This is a genomic window from Marinobacter sp. (genome assembly GCF_039977835.1).
GTDB lineage: Bacteria > Pseudomonadota > Gammaproteobacteria > Pseudomonadales > Oleiphilaceae > Marinobacter.
On sequence record NZ_JBDWCL010000027.1, the window covers coordinates 1 to 19,718 of the forward strand.

Below are 19,718 nucleotides of genomic sequence, written 5' to 3' on the forward strand. Positions count from 1 at the left end.
AGCCACTCGTTCAGGCTCGGGGGAAGAAGCAGTTCCTGATCAGGTGAATAGGGGCGGAAGGTGGTTCCCATCGGATTCTCCGGTGCTGAAGAATTTTTACGTATTATGCCAGAAGGTGGCTCCTGCCGCGCAGACTCCTAGTTAACTTCTTTGCGACTGGTGTAATGGTGGGCGTCAGCGCCTGGGACTGTCGCACCAGTCTCAGCCGTGGTGATATGGATGCTGCCCTTGGGCATGGTTTGGCTGTGGCTGGCGGCAGCGTTTTCCTCGCATCCCCTTTGCTGGCCGGATTGCTGGCGGTACCCGGTTGGGGGTGGGCGTTGCTCGGGCTGGGTGTTGTGTTGGGTGGTAGCGTGTTTGCCGCTATTGTTACCGACAGCGAAATTGAGCGTGTGCTGAAACAGGGTCCCTTTGGTCTGGGACCGGCCCATAAGGGGCTTCCTGCTGACGATGCCGTCTACTATCCCCAGTTGCTGAGCCAGCTCTCCCCGGTAACGGTATCCGCCGAGCGCTATGGAAACCTGAGTGGCGCGGAACAGGCGATGTTCGCGAACCATAGCCCCTCCCCGGACGACTATAGGGTGACCGTGCGTTCTCCCCTGATCAGTCGCTTCAAAGTTGGCCAGAGTCCTCAGGACAAGGCAGGTGGTAAGAAGCCAGACTTGAGGCTTGGGATTCAAGAGTTGGAATACACCCATAGTACGATGCAGACCCCCGCCGGTCAGGTCGATGAATATCATTTGAGCCGAAACACACCTTTGAAAAAGGTGACAACCTGGGTTCCTGTGCCGGAAGACCACGCCGTGCATTTTCTGATAGAACGGAACCTGGCCGGCAGCGAAACCCATGCGTTTGGTGATAGTGAAAGGCGAACCATCAGCCTGAGGGTGGTCTTGCAGGCAAGGATCGAGAGCGAAATAGGGTCATTCAGGGCCCCTATGCCGGTACTTGATGATTACGAGGCGTTTGATACCAGTCGCCACAGTGCGCTGCCGGACAAACAGCCCCAGGCTTTGAACCCGTTTGATAATGAGCCAGTGCCCTACTGGACAGTGAAAGAGGTTGCCGTGTGAGCGAGAGTGGCCAAACAAACAGTCAAGGGAAAACCGGTTTCCGGGCGGATCAGATTCCGGCATTGCCGGAGTCTCCAAAGAAGCGCGAACGACTTGGTGAGGACCTTCAACCTGTTGGTGACTACGTCGGTATCGAGCCCTATTACCGGGCGTGTGAGGATGTAGGCGCCGTCCAGCATCAGAACCAGGACGATCCAGATGGCTTTGAACTCGGGGAATGGTGGTGGGACCAGCGGCAGATTCGCTTTCTCAGCGGTAAATCGTTTATTGGTCTTTCTGCTCTGGTTCTGTTGATACCTTATGTCTGGGGTGGTGTAGTTTTGGTCGGTGGTGGCGTCGCCACAGTGTACTATTTGCTTCTCATTACAACTGATACGGCATATTTTCTTCGAGTTCTAGTGATTCTGTTTGCAGTTTTCGTTTGGATGCCAGTTTCATTCTATATTCTCATAAAAACTATGCCCTTGGTTGTGGGTGGCTTCGCCTTTCTGCTGAGGCCATTCGACAAACTACTGGGTAAACTCTTGGACCGCAGCCTAGAGGCGGGTGAAAGCTCCTTCAATCGTGAGACGGGTGAGGTGAGCTTTCCCCTGTCGGGAGGAAGGAGGCTGACAGCCCCGTTTGTGGAGTTCGATGCCTACGTGGAGCGGGTAATCCAGCATGGTGGTATTTTCTACCGTTTGATCTTTGTTCACCGCTACACCGCCAAGCAGTTCATCCAGACTTCCATGGGCCGTATTGAGCCCACGAAGGAAGAGGTTATGGCTCTGTGGGACATGCTCCAGCGATACATGGATGTTTCCCAACCGTTGCCGGATATGCCGAGGCTGGAGCCCTTCCGTCACCAGGACCCCGTAACAGCGGAATATGACCAGAAAACCGGACGCAACCCCCGATTCTGGCGTGATCTGGATCTGGACGCCTGGAAACAGGGGGAAGGGGCCGAATGGCTGAAGCGTCAGGCGGAATACCCCTGGGACAAGCGCACCTGCCGGCTGACGCCTCAGTTGGGAAAGGTGTCCACGCAGGCGTACCGGGAGTTGCGCCCGCAAGACGCTTATCCTGTTTGACTGCCAGTCGTCACGGCGCGCTGCCGGATGGGAAACTCCAGGCCTTGAACCCGTTCGACAATGAGCCAGCGCCCTACTGGACAGTGAAAGAGGTTGCCGTGTGAGTGAGAATGGCCAAGCACATCGCCAAGGGAAAACCGGTTTCCGGGTGGATCAGATTCCGGCATTGCCAGGGTCTCCAGAGAAACGTGAACGACTTGGTGAGGACCTTCAACCTGTCGGTGATTACGCCGGTATCGAGCCCTATTGCCGGGTGTGTGAAGATGTAGATGCGATTCAGCATCAGGACCAGGAAGATCCGGATGACTTTGAGGCCGGAGACTGGTGGTGGGATCAGCGGCAGATTCGTTTTCTTAATGGCAAGGCATTTCTTGGTCTCTCGGCTTTGCTGCTGTTGATACCTTATGTTTGGGGCACGGTTTTAGTTGGTGGCGGTGAGATGTTCGTTGTCTACTGTTCCTATTTAGTGACAGAAGAGGCGCCTCGCTTTGTTCGGTTCTAGCAGCCTGTCGGACTTGCACCTGACAGGCGTTATTTAACGTTGTCTGTTCGCTTGGTTTCCCGAGTTTGACCGTTAGGTGGTCATCAGGGAGTCCAGATTGGCCTCTATGGCACTTTTAGGTGCTCCAGATAAGGCCTTTGGGTGGGTGAAAAGGCCCTCACTGCGCCATTTTCAACACGCTCATCCGCTTCACATTCCACGCCAGCGTGGCTAACGTCCACTCGCCCGCAACTTTCTCCAGCCCCCTCATCGAGAACTGTCTCAAGCCCATCACCTGTTTGATAATTCCGAACACGGGCTCCACCGTTTGTTTTCGCAGTGCATACAGTGCTCGTCCGGACTGGGTTGTTAACTGGTGTTTCATCTGTGTCACCGGGTCGTCCGTGACAGGCGCCGGATGATCGGGTGCGAACCGATCAAACACGGATAAGTGGTGTTGATCGCGCGCCACCGCCAGTGACGGCCGGATGTTTTTCTCCCTGCATGCCTGGACGTTGGCTTTGCTGAAGTACCCTGTATCGGCCAGCAGATCCGTCACGGTACCCAGGGCTTGCGGCAACGCGCCTATCCGGGTGATGGCTGGAGCGATCTGTTGTTTGTCGTTTGTCGCCTGGGTCATGTGCGTACTGATCACCAGCATCGTCTCGGTATCCACCCCGGCCTGAGCGTTGTAACACTGCTCAAAGCCGCCGCCGGAGACGGGCATGATGCGCGATTCTTCATCGGTCAGATTCACCTGATCGGTATCCCGAGGGCCGGGCTGCGGTGGTTTAGGCGCCCGGCCCCGAGGCTTTTTTCCGGCGTCCCTCTGGGCCTGCCGTTTGGCCTGTTTTTGCTGGTAGTCGGCCTGTTCCTGTTCGAAGCGCTCTTGCGCTCGGGCCTCCATCGTCCGCTTCGCTTCCGCCAGTGCTTCCAGCCGGGCTTCACGCCGGGCGATCTCAGCGGGGATGTCCATGCCCTCAACCACCGGCGCCTGATCTGCCGCCTCTGCTTGGGCGGCCAGTGCGCTCACTTCCGCCCTGAGTTGCGTCTCGATCTTTTTTGCATGTGCATAGGACAACGCTTTGTGCTTACTGGCGTTCGCTTTCACCTTGGTGCCATCCAGAGCGATCCGGCCCAGCTTCACCAGATTCATTTCCCTCGCCAGCAGCAGAACCTGGACAAACAGAGTCTCAATCTGCGGAAGGAAGCGTCGGCGGAAGGTGGCAATTGTGTCATGATCCGGATGCGTGTTGGCCGCCAGATAACGGAACGCAATCGAGTCGTGGGTGGCGCGTTCAATCTTGCGGCTGGAGAAGACGCCGGTCGCGTATCCATAAATCAACAAGCTGAGCAATACGCCAGGATGATGGGCCCGCGAACCGCGCCCCGTATATTGCCGGGTGAGCTCAGACAGATCGAGTTGATCAACCACTTCAACGACAAACCGAGCCAGGTGATCCTCAGGCAACCAATCCTGAATGGAAGGGGGAAGCAGGAAGTCAGTGTCCCGATCAGCAAGTACAAAATGTCCCATCATTGAAGTCCGGTTATGGCCCCTGTTGTATTGATTATCTCACTTCGACACTGCGTGGTTAAGTCCGACAGGCTGCTAGGTTATTCTCTTTGCTGGCCTCACTTGGATGCCAGTTTCATTTTATATCCTCGTAAAAACGATGCCTTGGGTCGTCGGCGGCTTTGTCTTGGTACTGAGACCATTCGACAAGCTGCTGGGAAAACTCCTGGACCGTGGCCTGGACGCAGGCGAGAGCGCCTTCAACCGGGACTCAGGCGAGGTCAGCTTTGCCCTGTCGGGAGGCAAGAAACTGACGGCGCCCTTTGAGGAGTTCGATGCTTACGTGGAACGCGTGATCCAGCATGGCGGCATTTTCTATCGTTTGATGTTCGTTCATCGCTACACCGGCAAGCAGTTCAGCCAGACATCCCTGAGCCGGATTGAGCCAACCAAGGAAGAAGTCATGGCTCTGTGGAATATGCTGCAGCGATATATGGACGTTTCCCAGCCGCTGCCGGACATGCCAAGGCTGGAACCCTTCCGCCATCTCGACCCGGTGACGGCAGAGTATGACCGCCGTATCGGGCGGAATCCGCGGTTCTGGCGTAGTCTGGATCTGGATGCCTGGCAACAGGGCGAAGGAGCCGAGTGGCTGAAGCGCCAGGCGGAGTACCCTTGGGATAAACGCACCTGCAAGCTGACACCGCAGATCGGAAAGATTTCCATGAATGCCTATAGGGTAAAGGTGGCGTCCTTAAGTGACCTCGGAGAGGTTAAAGCATCGACAGGGTGAGTCAGAGGCATGGGCCTCTGACTCAGAACGTCTAAGCCTCCCTCAATTCCCGAGCCGCAGCCACCATCTCCCTCAACGCCGGAATCACCTCATCCCACGACCGGGTTTTCAGCCCGCAGTCCGGGTTAATCCAGAGCCGTTCTGCAGGAATCCGTTCCGCAGCCTTGTTCATCAGCGAGACGATCTGCTCAGTGCCCGGCATATTGGGTGAGTGGATGTCATACACCCCCGGGCCGATGTCGTTGGGATACTGGAAGCCCTTGAATGCGTCCAGCAGCTCCATGTCGGACCTGGAGGTTTCGATGGTGATGACATCGGCGTCCATGCGGGCGATGGCTTCGATGATATCGTTGAATTCCGAATAGCACATGTGGGTGTGAATCTGGGTTTCGTCTTTCACACCATTTGCGGCTATGCGGAAGGCTTCGATGGCCCAGTTCAGGTAGCTCTGCCAGTCGCTCTGCCGCAGGGGCAGGCCTTCACGGAGCGCGGCTTCGTCGATCTGGATGATGTTCACCCCGGCCTGTTCCAGGTCCAGCACCTCTTCGCGAATAGCCAGTGCCAGTTGCAGGCAGGTGTCTTTCCTGGGCTGGTCGTCGCGGACGAAGGACCAGTTCAGGATGGTGACCGGGCCGGTAAGCATGCCTTTCAGGGGCTTGTCGGTCAGGGACTGGGCGTAGCGGATCCAGTCCACGGTCATGGCTTTTGGTCGGGAAATATCGCCGAACAGGATGGGTGGTTTTACGCAGCGTGAGCCGTAGGACTGCACCCAGCCAAAGCGGCTGAAGACATAGCCTTCCAGTTGTTCGCCGAAGTACTCCGCCATGTCGTTGCGTTCCGCCTCCCCATGGACCAGTACATCCAGCCCCAGCTTTTCTTGTTGCTGGACGCAGTGGCGAATTTCCTCGCGGATTCGTGCTTCGTATTCCTCCGGCTGGAGTTCGCCTTTGCGAAACCTGAGTCGCGTCTGGCGGATGTCCTTGGTCTGGGGGAAGGAGCCTATGGTGGTTGTTGGGTAGCGAGGCAGCTTCAGGTGGTTTGCCTGGATGGCTGAACGTAGCTGGTAATCGCTCTTGCGCTGCCCCAGTTCGGGTGTGATCGCCGCGACTGCTTCGCGGACCTTTGGGTCTCTCACCCGTGAAGAGTTACTGCGGCTATGGATCGCTGCCGCATTGCTTTCCAGTGCTTCGGCGACCAAATCCCGACCTTCAGTGAGGGCCGTTGCCAACAGCTGTAGTTCTTCCAGTTTCTGCCGCGCGAAAGCCAGCCAGGAGCGGATTTCAGGATCCATGGTGGTTTCATTGTCCAGGTCTACCGGCACATGGAGGAGCGAGCAGGACGGTGCAAGCCACAGCCGCTCCCGCAGTTTTTGGTGCAGTGGTTCGAGCCAGTCCAGGGTTGCCAGCAGGTCGGTTTTCCAGATATTGCGACCGTCGACCACGCCCAACGAGAGCACTTTGTGCCCGGGCAGCCAGTCGGTTACGCGGGCAACTTCGTCTTTGGCATTGATGGCATCCAGGTGCAGGCCAGCCACCGGCAGTTCGCAGGCCAGTTGCAGGTTTTCGCGAAGCTGTCCGAAATAGGTGGTCAGTAACAGCTTAACCGGGCTTGCCTTGAGGTTGTGATAGGCCAGGTTCAGGGCGTGCCGCCACTCGCCGCCCAGTTCGGTAACCAGTATTGGTTCGTCGATTTGTACCCACTCTGCACCATTGTCTGCAAGAAGCTGCAGTAGTTCGCCGTAAACCAGCAGCAGGTTGTCCAGCAGGCTGAGCCGGTCGGTCTCGTCCTTCGACTTGCCAAGCCAGAGATAGGTGACGGGGCCGATGATCACCGGTTTGGCGTTCACGCCTGTTGCTTTTGCTTCCGCCAGTTGCTCCAGCAGCCGCGTTGGATCAAGGGCGAACCGGGTGTTGGCGTCGAATTCCGGGACAATATAGTGATAATTGGTGTCGAACCACTTGGTCATTTCGCCGGCGTGGACGCCGCAGCATTCGTCGTCAGCGGGGGAGCGGCCACGGGCAATTCGGAAATAGCGGTCGAGAGCGTTTTCATCGGCCTTGCCGGCACGGTCTGGCAGGTTGCCAAGGGTTGCGCTCATGTCCAGTACCTGGTCATAGAGGGAAAAGTCTCCCACCGGTGCCAGGGTCAGTTGCTGTTGGTCTTTCCAGTTGCCAGCTCGGAGTCTGGCAGCGGTTTCCCGCAGGGACTCTTCGTTCAAGTCGCCTTTCCAGAATCCTTCTAGGGCAAACTTCAGTTCCCGGCGCTCGCCGATCCGGGGAAAACCCAGATTGTGTGTGGTAACCATGGTGAATCTCCTGTTCGTTGTTCTCAATCAGGCACCAAGGCTAGCGATGATGGGTCATGAACAAAAATGGTATTATCTCATCAATCCATGAAATTAATTCAATAAAGGCCTTGGCATGATTGAACGTAACCACCTCGAGATCGTCCGTGAAGTGGATCGGTGCGGTTCTCTGACAGCAGCAGCGGAGGCCCTGTGCCTGACCCAGTCGGCGCTCAGCCATGCGGTGAAAAAGCTGGAGCAGCAGCTTGGCACCGACGTATGGGTTCGGGAGGGAAGGAAACTGCGGCCGACCCAGTCGGGCCTGTATTTGCTGTCGCTGGCGAATCGTTTGTTACCGCAGTTTGAGCATGCCGAGGAGCTGGTGGGCCAGATTGCCCGCGGCCAACGGGGCAGCCTGCGGATCGGGATGGAATGCCATCCCTGTTACCAGTGGCTGCTCAAGGTGGTGGGGCCATACCTGGAGCAGTGGCCGGGTGTAGATGTGGATGTGAAGCAGCGCTTCCAGTTCGGTGGCATTGGCGCACTGTTTGGTTACGACATCGATGTGCTGGTAACGCCGGACCCGTTACACAGGAAGGGACTGGTGTTTGAGCCGGTGTTTGACTATGAGCAGGTGCTGGTGGTGCCTCGGAGCCATCCATTGGCCACGAAGCCTTGGGTGGAGCCTGCGGACCTTGAAAGCGAGACCTTGATTACCTATCCGGTGGATGCGGAGCGGCTGGATATCTACACCCGGTTCCTGGTGCCGGCTCACAGCAGCCCGGCGCGGCACAAGACCATCGAAACCACGGACATCATGCTGCAGATGGTGGCAGCCGGGCGCGGCGTCTCCGCGCTCCCCCGGTGGCTGGTGGAAGAGTACGCTCACCAGATGCCGATCAAGCCGGTGAAGCTGGGGCGCAAGGGTATTGATAAGCAGATTTTTCTTGGCCTTCGTGAGCGGGATGCCAATGTGGACTACCTGCAGTCGTTTATGGCAATGGCCCGGAAGACCACCTGGGGCCTGGTTTGAATGTGTTTTCTGGAGTTACATTGCCCGGGATGTTCGCGGGGGCGTCTTTCTTCGGTTAAAATGCGCGAAATTATTCATCGGGGAATCTGACCATGAGCGAAACACCCGCAGACCTGAAATACATTGAGACTCACCAATGGGTGCGTGTGGCCGATGATGGCACTGCAACCGTCGGAATCACGGACTTTGCCCAGGATCAGCTGGGGGACATCGTTTTTATCGGTGTTCCGGATGTGGGGGCAACGGTGACCGGCGCTGAAGAGGCGGGTGTTGCGGAGTCTGTGAAGTCGGCGTCAGATGTGTTCAGCCCGGTGACTGGTGAGGTGATTGAGGTCAACGAGAGTCTTGAGGATGAGCCGGAAAAGGTGAATGAGGATCCTTATGGCGATGGCTGGCTGTTCCGGGTGCGGCTGGCGGATCCGGGGGAGCTGGATGGGCTGATGGATGCTGTGGCCTATGCGGAGCATGTTGCTTCTGAAGAGTGATCTGATCTTTGGAGCATGGATCAAGCCGGGTGGGCCTTCCAGAAAACGCCTCAAGACGTCCCTGTGCGGCTTGGGCTCCGCCATCCATGGCTCCGCACATTTCTGGAAGGCCCACCCGGCTTGATCCCCGGTCTGCAGCGCTGGACTCGTCTATACAAGCACTAAGCTTTCTTTTTATTCTTTCTTCAGGCGGCTCTCTATGAATTTCCCGGTTTTATACCTCCGAAAAGGCGCCGAGCGCAGGCTCAGGGCTGGTCATCTGTGGGTTTACAGTAATGAGGTGGATACCCGCCGATCCCCACTTACAGAGTTTGAAGCCGGTACTCAGGCTGAGTTGCGCGCTGCCAATGACAAGCCGATGGGGACGGTGTTTGTGAATCCCCATGCTCTGATATGTGGACGTCTGATCAGCCGGAATGCTGCCCACGGCATGACGCCGCAAAGGCTCACCGAGCGGGTTGAGACGGCGCTGGCGTTGCGGGAGCGGTTATTCGATAAGCCATTTTATCGCTGGGTTTTCGGTGACAGCGACGGGCTGTCCGGGTTGGTGATTGATCGGTTTGCTGATGTGGTGGTGGTTCAGATCTCCACCGCCGGCATGGAGCAGATGAAGGAGTCGATTGTCCGGGCCGTGCAAAGGCTGGCTCATCCTCGGGCGATTATTCTCAAGAACGACGGCAAGATGCGTAAGGTGGAGGGGCTGGATACCTACGTTGAGCAGGCCCATGGGCCGGAAATTGATCTGCTGCCGGTTGAAGAGAACGGGGTGCGTTTTGAGGTGCCCATGGAAGGTGGACAGAAGACCGGCTGGTTCTATGACCACCGCATGAACCGTCAGCGCCTGCAGGCCTATGCGCCGGGCAAGCGGGTGCTGGATGTTTTCAGTTACGTGGGCGGCTGGGGTATTCAGGCGGCCTGTGGGGGGGCTACGCAGGTGACCTTTGTGGACAGTTCCGCCGGTGCCATCGACTCGGTTCACCACAATGCGAAGATCAATGGGCTCGACAACATCGAAACCATTGAGGGCGACGCCTTCGACGCCCTGAAAGCGCTGTGTGACGAAAAGGAAAAGTTCGACATTGTGGTGTTGGACCCGCCGGCGCTTATTCCACGGAGGCGCGACCAGAAGGCCGGGGAAGAGGCTTATGCCCGCCTGAACCAGTTGGGGTTGAGGCTGCTGGACCGGGATGGGTTGCTGGTGTCGGCTTCCTGTTCCATGCATCTTTCCCAGGAGAAGCTGACGGACATTATCCGTAGCAGTGGCCGCAAGATTGACCGGTTTGTGCAGTTGCTGGAGCAGGGGCACCAGGCGCCGGACCATCCGGTTGTTCCGGGAATTCCGGAGACGGATTATATCAAGAGCTGTTTTGTCCGGTCTTTAACAGGGTTTCTTTAAGCCTCGAGGTGGTCATTAACCTCTAAGGCTCATGATTTTCCAGCCGTTTTCTTTTGCAATGCATTCAAGTGTCGGATCCGGATCTACCGCTACAGGATTCGCTACTTTGCGCAGTAAGGGTGCATCGTTGTGTGAGTCGCTGTAGAACCACGCACCGTCCAGGCTTTCCCCTGTTGATTCGAGCCAGTCGTGCAGGCGGGTTACCTTGCCATCCTGAAAGCTGGGAACACCCGCAACCGCTCCCGTGTAGCGTCCGTTGACCAGCTCCGGCTCGGTGGCGATCAGATGCTCAATGCCCAGAAGTTCCGCCACTGGCTCGGTGACAAAGCGGTTGGTGGCGGTGATGATCAGCAGCGTATGCCCCTGGTCCCGGTGGCTGTTGAGCAATTCTGTGGCGCTGGCTTGCATCATCGGCCGGATTTTTTTCTCCACGAACTGCTCACGCCAGGCCATAAGCTGCTTCATGTCGTGCCTCGCCAGAGGCTGCAGGGCGAAGCTCAGGTAGCGCATGATATCCAGTTCACCATTCAGGTACTCCTGATAGAACCTGTCATTGGCCTGCCGATATTCCTCTGCATCCACAATGGACTCTTCCACCAGAAATTCGCCCCAGGCATGGTCGCTGTCCCCGGCGAGCAGGGTGTTATCAAGGTCAAAAATCGCAAGGGTCAACGTCGGTACCTCCGGCTGGTATGGCGAATGTCACAGGCGCAACAGTCTAGCATGACATGCCGCCGCCGGCTCCGTTTGCCGAAGCCTTGGGATTCTGTAAGAATGAGAGCAACTTGGATAAATCCGGCTGGTGAATTTTTAATCCGGCCAACCGACTTTTAAGAGGACTGTGCCGTGATAGATTCAGACGGTTTCAGACCCAATGTCGGAATCATTCTGGCCAATCACAGGGGGGAAGTCCTCTGGGCAAGGCGAATAGGGCAGGACTCCTGGCAGTTCCCTCAAGGTGGCATCAAGCACAACGAATCACCGGAGGAGGCTCTCTACAGGGAGCTGGCAGAAGAAATTGGTCTCGGGACAGACGATGTGGAAGTCATCAGCTGTACCCGTGGCTGGCTGAGATACCGCCTCCCTCGCAGGATGGTGCGGCACAATTCGCACCCCATCTGTGTGGGACAGAAACAGAAATGGTTCCTGCTGAGGATGCTTTCGCCGGATGCGCAGGTGCGCGTGGACGGCACGGACTCGCCGGAATTCGACGGCTGGCAGTGGGTGAGTTACTGGTACCCTCTGGGGCAGGTCGTCTCGTTCAAACGTGAAGTCTATCGACGTGCGCTGCGAGAACTCGCACCGCGACTGTTTTATGACATGGAACAGTGGCACCGGAGCGAGCAGTCCCGGCGTACGAAGGATCAACAAAAATGACGGATTGAACCCGCCATGCTGAGCATACTGCGAAGTCTTGTACAAGAGGTAAACAGCGCCCGCGATTTGCAGGAGGCGCTGGATATTATCGTTTCGCGTGTGCAGAAAGCCATGGATACCGAGGTATGCTCGGTCTATCTCCTTGACCCGGCCACTAACCGCTACATTCTGATGGCCACAGAGGGCCTGTACCAGCAAGCCGTCGGCCAGGTTAGCCTTGGCTACTCCGAGGGCCTGATCGGCCTGGTGGGCTCACGTGAGGAACCCATCAATCTAGAAGATGCACCCTCTCATCCCCGCTACCGTTATTTCCCCGAGACGGGTGAAGAGCGTTTCCGCTCGTTCCTCGGTGTGCCCATTATTCACCACCGTCGGGTGCTGGGCGTTCTCGTTGTTCAGCAAAGGGAAAGTTCACGCTGCTTTGATGAAGGTGAAGAAGCCTTCCTGGTAACAGTGTCGGCGCAGTTGGCCGGTGTGATCGCTCATAGTGAAGCCACGGGCGCCATCAGCGGCCTATCTCTGACCGGCGAAGAAGCCACGGACGTCAGCTTCAGTGGCGTGCCGGGGGCGCCGGGTGTTGCCATCGGTAAGGGTGTGGTGGTCTATCCGGCCGCGGATCTGGACGTTGTGCCGGAAAAGCCCACGGATGATGTCGAACTGGAATTGTCGCTGTTCAATGGCGCAGTCACTGCGGTGCGCGAAGATATCGAGCGGGTGGCGGCCCGCCTGGCTTCACAGTTGCGGCCGGAAGAACAGGCGCTTTTTGATGTATACCTGCGCATGCTGGGTGACGATGCCATGCCGGGCGAGGTCTCCAATCGGATCAGGGAAGGTTTCTGGGCCCAGGGTGCCCTGAAGCAGGTGGTTCAGCAGTATGTGCGTCACTTCGAGATGATGGAGGACCACTACCTGCAGGAGCGGGCGGTGGATATCCGCGATTTGGGTCGCCGTTTGCTGTCTCACCTGCAGGAAGGGGAGCAGAAAGACACGGTTTACCCCGACAACACGGTACTGGTCAGTGAAGAGCTGACCCCGGCCATGCTTGGGGAAGTGCCCAAGGGGAAACTGGTTGGCCTGGTGTCGGTGAAGGGCTCCAGCAACTCCCACGTGGCCATCCTCGCGCGTGCCATGGGAGTGCCAACGGTCATGGGGCTGGTGGATATCCCGGTGAACCAGCTGGATGGCAAAGACCTGATTGTGGACGGGTTTGAGGGTCAGATCTTTGCGTCTCCCTCGACGGATCTGCGGAATTTCTACCAGGAAATCTGCGACGAGGAAGACGAGCTGGTCAAGGGGCTGGAGGCTCTGCGGGACCTGCCCTGTGAAACCACGGATAACCACCGGGTATCGTTGTTGGTGAACACCGGCCTGATGACGGATGTGGTGCGCTCGCTCAGCCATGGTGCCGAGGGCATCGGGCTGTACCGTACCGAAGTGCCCTTCATGATTAAAGATCGCTTTCCGTCCGAACAGGAACAGCGGGAGTATTACCGCGAGCAATTGGAAGCCTTTGCCCCCAATCCGGTCACCATGCGCACGCTGGATATTGGCGGCGACAAGGCTCTGACCTATTTTCCGATTCAGGAAGAAAACCCCTTTCTCGGCTGGCGTGGTATCCGCGTAACCCTGGATCATCCGGAGATATTTCTGGTTCAGGTGCGAGCCATGCTCAAAGCCAGTGAAGGGTTGAATAATCTGCAGATCATGCTGCCGATGATCAGTAATATTTCGGAAGTGGAAGAATCCTTGCACCTGATTTACCGGGTCTACCACGAGGTGAGGGAAGAGGGTTTCAACATACATATGCCCAAGGTCGGGGTGATGGTTGAGATACCGGCGGCGGTGTACCAGATTCGCGAATTGGCCGACCGTGTCGATTTCCTGTCGGTGGGCTCGAACGACCTTACCCAGTATCTGCTGGCAGTGGACCGCAACAACCCGCGTGTGGCCCAGCTGTACCATTCCTACCATCCGGCGGTCTTGCAGGCGCTTGTCCGGGTTGCCCAGGATGCCCATGCAGTGGGCAAGCCGGTGGGCATTTGTGGCGAGCTGGCGGGGGACCCCGGTGGTGCCCTGCTGCTGATGGCCATGGGGTACGATTCGCTGTCCATGAACGCGGCCAGCCTGCCCAAGGTCAAGTCTGTCATCCGCAGTGTCAGCCGCGAATGGGCGGCCCAGCTACTTGAGGATGTGCTATTGCTGGATTCCCCTCACGTTATCAAGAGTTGTGTGGATCTGGCGCTTCGCAATGCGGGCTTTAGCCGTTATCTGCGCCCGGGCAAGTCAAGCTCCATTGCCCATGCCGAGAAGGCCCTTTCCTGATGAGTTGCTATCTGTGGGGTCCATATAGGGTGTGCACTCTAAATTGGGCTGCTACGGTGGAAGGCATTAGCCACCAGTACCCGCAAGGGGATAGCGAATAATGGCAGCAACGACAGCAATAAAACCCCGGCCCCGAATCGGCCTCGCACTTGGAGGCGGTGGCCCCCTGGGTGGAATCTACGAAATCGGGGCGTTGCGTGCGCTGGATGAGGCGCTGGACGGTCTCGATTTCAACGATATTGATGTGTACGTCGGCGTGAATGCCGGGTCTTTTGTCGCTGCGAACCTGGCTAACCAGATGACGACGGCCCAGTTGTGCCGGATTTTTGTACGCAACGAGGCTGAGGTTCACCCATTTCACCCCGAGGTGTTCTATCGCCCGGCATTCCGGGAGTTGGGTAGCCGTCTGCTGGCGGTACCCGGTCTGGTCACCACTGCGGTTCGCAGGTTTATTAATAACCCCTATGATCAAAGCTTGCTGGAGGCGATGACAGTCCTCGCTCAGGCGGCGCCGGCGGGGTTGTTCGATAACGAGGGTCTGCATGAATATCTGCGGCGGGCTTTTACCATGCTCGGCCGTACCAATGATTTCCGGCAGCTTCGTCGCAGCCTGTACATTGTGGCCGCGGATGTCGAGAGCACCGAAGCCGTCTGTTTCGGGGCCCCGGGGTTTGACCACGTGCCCATATCCAGGGCGATTCAGGCCAGCATGTCCTCTCCGGGTATTTATGTGCCGGTTGCCATCGATGGGCGCTTCTATGTGGACGGCACCCTGAGAAAAGGCCTGCACGCGTCTGTCGCTTTCGAAGACGGCGCTGATCTGGTTTTTGGGGTGAATCCCCAGGTGCCCATTGATGCCAGCGCAGCGGTGCGGGCCGGTACCATGGCGCCGGGGGAACTGACTCGCTCGGGCATGCCCAACCTGCTGTCCCAGATGTACCGAACCATGGTTTATTCCCGCATGCAGTCCGGTATCGCCCAGTATGCACGAGATTATCCGGACAAGGATATCCTGTTGTTTGAGCCCACCCGCGACGATGCCAAACTGTTTTTCTCGAACGTATTCAGTTTCCAGTCCCGCCGGATGGTGTGTGAGCATGCCTACCAGATGACCCGACGTGACCTGCTGACTCGTGCGGATGAGCTGGAACCGAGGCTGGCGAAATACGGCATTCGCCTTCGCAGGGATCGCCTGGAAGATGAGCAACGGACCATCAGCACCAGTCTGTATGGTGAAATGTTACCGCTCTATGTTGCGAAGGGGCGCAAGAAGAAGGCCCAGAAGGGGCGTCTGGCAACGGGGCTGGATAACGTGTCGGAGCTGTTCAGCAAGGCGTTGTAGAGTGTATTGAAAGAAAGAGGAAGGCAGGGCGCCATTTTTAGAGGCGCCCTGATTGAGCGAGGCCTGAGTCAGAGAATATAGCGGCTGAGGTCTTCGTCTTCTGCCAGTTCACCGAGTTTCTCATCCACAAACTCGGCGGTTACTTCAAAGTTTTCGGTAACCTGATCGCCAGCCTCAAACGACAGACTTTCAAGTAGCCGCTCCAGCACAGTGTGCAGGCGCCGGGCACCGATATTCTCGGTGGTCTCGTTGACCTTGTAAGCTACTTCCGCAATACGGGCGATAGCAGCTTCCGTGAAGGTCAGCGTAACCCCCTCAGTGCCCATCAGTGCTTCGTACTGCTGCACCAGAGAGGCGTCCGGCTCGGTCAGAATTCGCTTGAAGTCGTCCGGGGTCAGCGCCTGCAATTCCACACGAATGGGCAGGCGGCCCTGTAGCTCCGGAATCAGGTCTGACGGCTTTGAGAGGTGGAAAGCACCGGATGCGATGAACAGAATGTGATCTGTTCTTACCGCGCCGTACTTGGTACTGACCGTGCTGCCTTCTATCAATGGCAGAAGGTCCCTCTGCACGCCTTCCCGGGAGACGTCCGACGAGGTGTTTTCTGAGCGCTTGGCCACTTTGTCAATTTCATCGATAAAGACTATGCCGTTCTGTTCAACGCTCAGAATGGCCTTTTGCTTGATCTCTTCCTCGTTGACCAGCTTGGCGGCTTCCTCATCGCGAACCTGCTTCATGGCGTCTGCCACTTTCATCTTCCGGGTCTTGCGCTTTTCCGAGGACATGCTGGAAAACATGTTCTGCAACTGGCTGGTCATCTCCTCCATACCGGGGGGCGCCATGATCTCAACACCGGCGCCGGTGTTACGCAGATCCACCTCGATTTCCTTGTCGTCCAGCTCGCCTTCGCGCAATTTCTTGCGGAACAGCTGGCGGGTGGAGGAGTCTTCCGCTTTCTGGCTGTCCTCCTTGAAGTCCCGGGGTGGTGGAAGAAGAGCGTCCAGTATGCGTTCTTCGGCGGCGTCCATAGCACGATGCTCGTGGCGCTTCATTTCCTTCTCGCGCAGCATCTTGATGGCCATGTCGGCGAGGTCGCGGATGATGGACTCCACATCCCGGCCTACGTAACCCACTTCGGTGAACTTGGTGGCTTCCACTTTCAGGAAGGGGGCATCGGCCAGTTTTGCCAGCCTGCGGGCTATCTCGGTTTTGCCGACGCCGGTAGGACCGATCATCAGTATGTTCTTTGGTGTGATTTCTTCGCGTAGCCCACTCTCAAGCTGCATCCGGCGCCAGCGATTACGCAGGGCAATGGCGACCGAACGCTTGGCCTCTTCCTGGCCTACGATGTGTTTGTTGAGCTCGTGGACGATCTCACGGGGGGTCATTGCAGACATGCTAGCTCCGGCTCAGTCGTTGGCAGACAGCACTTCAAGGGTGCGATTGTGGTTGGTGTAGATGCAGATGTCGGCCGCGATATCCAGGCCTTTCTCCACAATCTCGCTGGCTTTCAGGTCGGTGTTTTCCAGCAGGGCCCGGGCGGAAGCCTGGGCAAACGGTCCGCCGGAGCCGATGGCGATGAGTCCCTGCTCGGGTTCGATAACATCACCATTGCCGGTGATGATCAGCGAGGCGGTCTTGTCGGCAACGGCCAGCAGGGCTTCCAGGCGGCGCAGGGCCCGATCCGTTCGCCAGTCCTTTGCGAGTTCCACAGCGGCGCGGGTCAGGTTGCCCTGGTGTTTCTCCAGCTGCGCCTCGAAGCGCTCGAAAAGAGTGAAGGCATCTGCGGTGCCGCCTGCGAAACCGGCCAGCACCTGGTCGTGATAGAGCCGGCGAACCTTTCGGGCGTTGCCCTTCATTACGGTATTGCCGAGCGAGACCTGGCCGTCGCCACCCATGGCAACTTCATCGTCGCGCCTGACAGAAAGTATGGTAGTCATTATGGCTCCACTTGCCTGATAGAAAACGGTATTCAGCAGTTATGGAGGCGGGTGCCTGCTTTTCAAGGGTGGCAGGCAAGAGAGTCGGGGGGCGGCTCAGCCCTCCTTGGGAATTTTCCGGACCAGGGGCTGAATGTTCAGTCTGACCAGTTTGTCGACGGCGGCGTTCATCTGGCTGCGGGAAGTAAACGGGCCCACGTTCACCCGATACCAGGTACTGCCACTGTCAAGATCGATGCGTTTGACCTCGGCCCGCAGGCCCTGGAATGCAATCTCGGCTCGCTGCCTCTCAGCGTCCTGTTGTTTGCGGAACGAGCCGGTCTGCACCATATAATCGAATGTTTGCTGATTGGGTCCTGGTGTATATTCTTCCACCTCTGGCGGAATAACTTCGGAGTCGGGCAGCATGTCGTAAAATCGGAACCCTGGCTTTTCCTCCTTGGCCGTGGTGGCCGGGGTCTTTTCTTTGACCGCAGGGGGCTGGGCCGGCGCCGTTTTCGGTGGCTGCTGGTCGGGTGTTGGCAGTGAATTCAGATAGGCAATAAAACCGATAAACCCACCAACGGCGGCCAGGGATAATATCCAGCGCACGGAGAGGCCTCCGTGCTGCGTCTTTGCCGCTGCCGGCCGTCTTACGGGCTGTTTCGGTTTCCGCGCCGGTTTTGCTGTTCTTGTCGGTGTGGCCGACTTGCTGGCTGGTCTGGATTTGCGCGCGTAATCTCGGGACATGCCGGGTGATTTCCTGTTGCTTGCCTGGATATTCAGATCGGTGATACAGAGCCGTAACCGCTACATTTCTTCCGGGGCGCTCACTCCGAGCAGGTCAAGGCCGTTGGCAATGACCTGTCGGATGGCAAGGTACAGTGTTACCCGTGCATCACGAACGGCGGTATCCTCGATCAATACCTTGTGGGCGTTGTAATAGGTGTGGAACTGCCCCGCAAGGTCCCGCAGATAATGAGTAAGATGGTGGGGTTCCCGCAGCCTGGCAGAGCTGGCGATAAGCTCGGGGTATTTGGCCAGCTGATTCGCCAGATCCTTCTCCTCGTCGAGCGTTAACAGTGACAAGTCCCCAACACACTCCTTCAGCCCCCGTTCAACCCCTTCCTCGTTCAGTTTTCTCAGCACACTGCAGATTCGGGCATGGGCATACTGAATGTAATAAACCGGGTTTTCATTGGTCTGGGAGCGGGCCAGGTCGATATCGAAAGTCAACTGGGAATCCACCCGCCGCGCGGCCAGGAAAAAGCGGGTCGCGTCACGGCCCACTTCATCAATAAGGTCGCGAACGGTGACGTAACTTCCGGCGCGCTTGGAGATTTTCACTTCCTGGCCGGAACGGGTCACCATAACCATCTGGTGCAGCACGTAGTCTGGCCAACCCTGGGGAATGCCCGCTTTCAAGGCCTGGAGGCCAGCGCGAACCCGGGTAACGGTGGAGTGGTGGTCCGCCCCCTGCTCGTTGATGACAGTGGTAAAACCTCGCTGCCACTTGTTCAGGTGATAGGCCACGTCCGGCAGGAAGTAGGTGTAGCCGCCATCCTTTTTGCGCATCACCCGGTCTTTGTCATCGCCGAACTCAGTGGTTTTCAGCCACATAGCGCCGTCGTGCTCGTAGGTGTAGCCGTTTTTCTGCAGGCGTTCAACGGTTTGCTCTACCTTGCCGTCTTCATAAAGAGAGGACTCCAGGAAGTACACGTCGAATTCCACGCCAAAGGCTTTCAGATCCAGGTCCTGCTCACGACGCAGGTAGGCAACGGCGAATTCACGGATAGCCTGCTGGTCTTCCGGGTCGGCCTTGCCGGTGACTTCGCGGTCATCGGCGGTGACGGTTTCGCCGGCCATGTAGGCGTGGGCCACATCCGTAATGTAAGCACCACGGTAGCCGTCAGCGGGCCAGTTCTCGTCTTCAGGTGTCAGCCCTTTGACCCGCGACTGAACGGACAGCGCCAGGTTATTGATCTGGGCGCCGGCATCGTTGTAGTAGAACTCACGGGTAACATCGTAACCGTTGGCCTCCAGCAGGCGGCTCAGGCAGTCACCGATCGCCGCGCCACGGCCATGGCCCACATGCAGGGGGCCAGTGGGGTTGGCAGACACAAACTCCACCTGGACCTTCTCGCCCTTTCCGTTGTCGTTGCGGCCGTATTGCCCGGCCTGGTCAAAAATCGCGTTGACCACTTCAAAGGCGCTGGCTGTGCTCATGAAGAAGTTGATAAAACCTGGCCCGGCAATCTCCACTTTCTCTACCGCTGCACTTTCCGGAAGTCTGTCGACCAATGCTTCTGCCAGCTTTCTCGGAGGACAGCCAGCCGCCTTGGAGGCCACCAGAGCAATGTTACAGGCGTAGTCACCATGGGATTTATCCCTGGTGTTGTCTACCTGTGGTGTGAACGTCTGGTCGGCGGGCAGGGCGCCTTCGGATTGAAGGGTGGCCAGTGCAGACTGGAGCAGGTCGGATACGGTCTCTTTCATGCTGGCGGATGACTCGGGTTACAGAGAATTGGAGAACGGCGGCATGTTGTCCGCCGGAGAATCGAAGGGCGTTATTATCGCGGAAAGTTGGAGTGTTGGCAAAATGCCCGGCGCTGGGGCCGGGCTAGGAA

General features: G+C 57.6%; 17 protein-coding genes. 10 read left to right on the top strand and 7 right to left on the bottom strand.

The genetic code is table 11. The annotated features are described in order from the left end of the window. Positions 1–164 precede the first annotated feature (164 nt). The 3 genes from ABJM11_RS08115 to ABJM11_RS08125 all read left to right on the top strand — a co-directional run bounded on the left by ABJM11_RS08115 (position 165) and on the right by ABJM11_RS08125 (position 2,645). Positions 165–1,073 carry a hypothetical protein gene (locus tag ABJM11_RS08115; protein ID WP_348296869.1) on the top strand — a complete coding sequence of 303 codons (909 nt, stop codon included), beginning with the start codon at positions 165–167 and terminating at the stop codon, positions 1,071–1,073. Continuing rightward, a complete protein-coding gene (locus tag ABJM11_RS08120; protein ID WP_348296870.1) occupies positions 1,070–2,143 on the top strand; it encodes a hypothetical protein in 1,074 nt (357 codons plus the stop codon). The genes ABJM11_RS08115 and ABJM11_RS08120 overlap by 4 nt, the downstream gene beginning before the upstream one ends. Before the next feature lie 100 nt (positions 2,144–2,243). Continuing rightward, positions 2,244–2,645, top strand: a complete 402-nt coding sequence (locus ABJM11_RS08125; RefSeq protein ID WP_348296871.1) for a hypothetical protein — start codon at positions 2,244–2,246, stop codon at positions 2,643–2,645. A 157-nt stretch (positions 2,646–2,802) separates the two neighbouring features. Here the strand turns inward: ABJM11_RS08125 and ABJM11_RS08130 are convergent, their stop codons facing one another. Continuing rightward, on the bottom strand, positions 2,803–4,161 hold the full coding sequence (locus tag ABJM11_RS08130) for an IS1182 family transposase (RefSeq protein WP_348296872.1): 1,359 nt from the start codon (positions 4,159–4,161) through the stop codon (positions 2,803–2,805). Between the two features lie 166 nt (positions 4,162–4,327). Here ABJM11_RS08130 and ABJM11_RS08135 point away from each other — a divergent pair, with 166 nt between their 5' ends. Further along, positions 4,328–4,933: a hypothetical protein gene (locus ABJM11_RS08135; protein WP_348296873.1), complete on the top strand. Its 606-nt coding sequence runs from the start codon at positions 4,328–4,330 to the stop codon at positions 4,931–4,933. A gap of 31 nt (positions 4,934–4,964) precedes the next feature. Here ABJM11_RS08135 and metE read toward each other — a convergent pair whose 3' ends face one another. Continuing rightward, positions 4,965–7,238: a 5-methyltetrahydropteroyltriglutamate--homocysteine S-methyltransferase gene (gene metE, locus ABJM11_RS08140; protein ID WP_348296874.1), complete on the bottom strand. Its 2,274-nt coding sequence runs from the start codon at positions 7,236–7,238 to the stop codon at positions 4,965–4,967. Positions 7,239–7,353: 115 nt separating this feature from the next. Between metE and ABJM11_RS08145 the strand changes: the two genes are divergently transcribed. The 3 genes from ABJM11_RS08145 to ABJM11_RS08155 all read left to right on the top strand — a co-directional run bounded on the left by ABJM11_RS08145 (position 7,354) and on the right by ABJM11_RS08155 (position 10,131). Next, positions 7,354–8,250: a LysR family transcriptional regulator gene (locus tag ABJM11_RS08145; RefSeq protein ID WP_348296875.1), complete on the top strand. Its 897-nt coding sequence runs from the start codon at positions 7,354–7,356 to the stop codon at positions 8,248–8,250. Between the two features lie 92 nt (positions 8,251–8,342). Further along, complete coding sequence (gene gcvH, locus ABJM11_RS08150) at positions 8,343–8,735, top strand: glycine cleavage system protein GcvH (protein ID WP_348296876.1); 393 nt, start codon at positions 8,343–8,345, stop codon at positions 8,733–8,735. 199 nt (positions 8,736–8,934) lie between these two features. Continuing rightward, positions 8,935–10,131, top strand: a complete 1,197-nt coding sequence (locus ABJM11_RS08155; RefSeq protein ID WP_348296877.1) for a class I SAM-dependent rRNA methyltransferase — start codon at positions 8,935–8,937, stop codon at positions 10,129–10,131. Positions 10,132–10,146: 15 nt separating this feature from the next. Here the strand turns inward: ABJM11_RS08155 and ABJM11_RS08160 are convergent, their stop codons facing one another. After that, entirely contained in the window at positions 10,147–10,803 is a 657-nt protein-coding gene (locus ABJM11_RS08160) for an HAD family hydrolase (RefSeq protein WP_348296878.1), read from the bottom strand. 174 nt (positions 10,804–10,977) lie between these two features. On the opposite strand from ABJM11_RS08160, the gene ABJM11_RS08165 reads away from it, so the two are divergent. From ABJM11_RS08165 to ABJM11_RS08175, 3 genes are all read left to right on the top strand, one after another. Next, positions 10,978–11,508, top strand: coding sequence for an RNA pyrophosphohydrolase (locus tag ABJM11_RS08165; RefSeq protein WP_348296879.1), 531 nt, complete (start codon positions 10,978–10,980; stop codon positions 11,506–11,508). A 15-nt stretch (positions 11,509–11,523) separates the two neighbouring features. Next, on the top strand, positions 11,524–13,830 hold the full coding sequence (gene ptsP, locus ABJM11_RS08170) for a phosphoenolpyruvate--protein phosphotransferase (RefSeq protein WP_348296880.1): 2,307 nt from the start codon (positions 11,524–11,526) through the stop codon (positions 13,828–13,830). A 100-nt stretch (positions 13,831–13,930) separates the two neighbouring features. Then, a complete protein-coding gene (locus ABJM11_RS08175) occupies positions 13,931–15,172 on the top strand; it encodes a patatin-like phospholipase family protein (protein ID WP_348296881.1) in 1,242 nt (413 codons plus the stop codon). 68 nt (positions 15,173–15,240) lie between these two features. On the opposite strand, the gene hslU is transcribed toward ABJM11_RS08175, so the two are convergent. From hslU to argS, 4 genes are all read right to left on the bottom strand, one after another. Beyond that, positions 15,241–16,569 (bottom strand): ATP-dependent protease ATPase subunit HslU, encoded by a 1,329-nt coding sequence (gene hslU, locus ABJM11_RS08180; protein ID WP_348296882.1) that lies wholly within the window; start codon positions 16,567–16,569, stop codon positions 15,241–15,243. Between the two features lie 12 nt (positions 16,570–16,581). After that, positions 16,582–17,112 carry an ATP-dependent protease subunit HslV gene (gene hslV, locus ABJM11_RS08185; protein WP_348296883.1) on the bottom strand — a complete coding sequence of 177 codons (531 nt, stop codon included), beginning with the start codon at positions 17,110–17,112 and terminating at the stop codon, positions 16,582–16,584. A 96-nt stretch (positions 17,113–17,208) separates the two neighbouring features. Continuing rightward, positions 17,209–17,841, bottom strand: a complete 633-nt coding sequence (locus ABJM11_RS08190) for an SPOR domain-containing protein (protein WP_348296884.1) — start codon at positions 17,839–17,841, stop codon at positions 17,209–17,211. 60 nt (positions 17,842–17,901) lie between these two features. Then, a complete protein-coding gene (gene argS / locus ABJM11_RS08195) occupies positions 17,902–19,587 on the bottom strand; it encodes an arginine--tRNA ligase (RefSeq protein WP_348296885.1) in 1,686 nt (561 codons plus the stop codon). Positions 19,588–19,718 lie beyond the last annotated feature (131 nt).

Coding starts and splice junctions, on each gene's coding strand:
- hslU (WP_348296882.1), bottom strand. CDS start 16,569: ATGTCTGCAATGACCCCCCGTGAGATCGTCCACGAGCTCAACAAACAC.
- ABJM11_RS08145 (WP_348296875.1), top strand. CDS start 7,354: ATGATTGAACGTAACCACCTCGAGATCGTCCGTGAAGTGGATCGGTGC.
- ABJM11_RS08155 (WP_348296877.1), top strand. CDS start 8,935: ATGAATTTCCCGGTTTTATACCTCCGAAAAGGCGCCGAGCGCAGGCTC.
- metE (WP_348296874.1), bottom strand. CDS start 7,238: ATGGTTACCACACACAATCTGGGTTTTCCCCGGATCGGCGAGCGCCGG.
- ABJM11_RS08130 (WP_348296872.1), bottom strand. CDS start 4,161: ATGGGACATTTTGTACTTGCTGATCGGGACACTGACTTCCTGCTTCCC.
- hslV (WP_348296883.1), bottom strand. CDS start 17,112: ATGACTACCATACTTTCTGTCAGGCGCGACGATGAAGTTGCCATGGGT.
- ptsP (WP_348296880.1), top strand. CDS start 11,524: ATGCTGAGCATACTGCGAAGTCTTGTACAAGAGGTAAACAGCGCCCGC.
- ABJM11_RS08115 (WP_348296869.1), top strand. CDS start 165: ATGGTGGGCGTCAGCGCCTGGGACTGTCGCACCAGTCTCAGCCGTGGT.
- ABJM11_RS08190 (WP_348296884.1), bottom strand. CDS start 17,841: ATGTCCCGAGATTACGCGCGCAAATCCAGACCAGCCAGCAAGTCGGCC.
- argS (WP_348296885.1), bottom strand. CDS start 19,587: ATGAAAGAGACCGTATCCGACCTGCTCCAGTCTGCACTGGCCACCCTT.
- gcvH (WP_348296876.1), top strand. CDS start 8,343: ATGAGCGAAACACCCGCAGACCTGAAATACATTGAGACTCACCAATGG.
- ABJM11_RS08175 (WP_348296881.1), top strand. CDS start 13,931: ATGGCAGCAACGACAGCAATAAAACCCCGGCCCCGAATCGGCCTCGCA.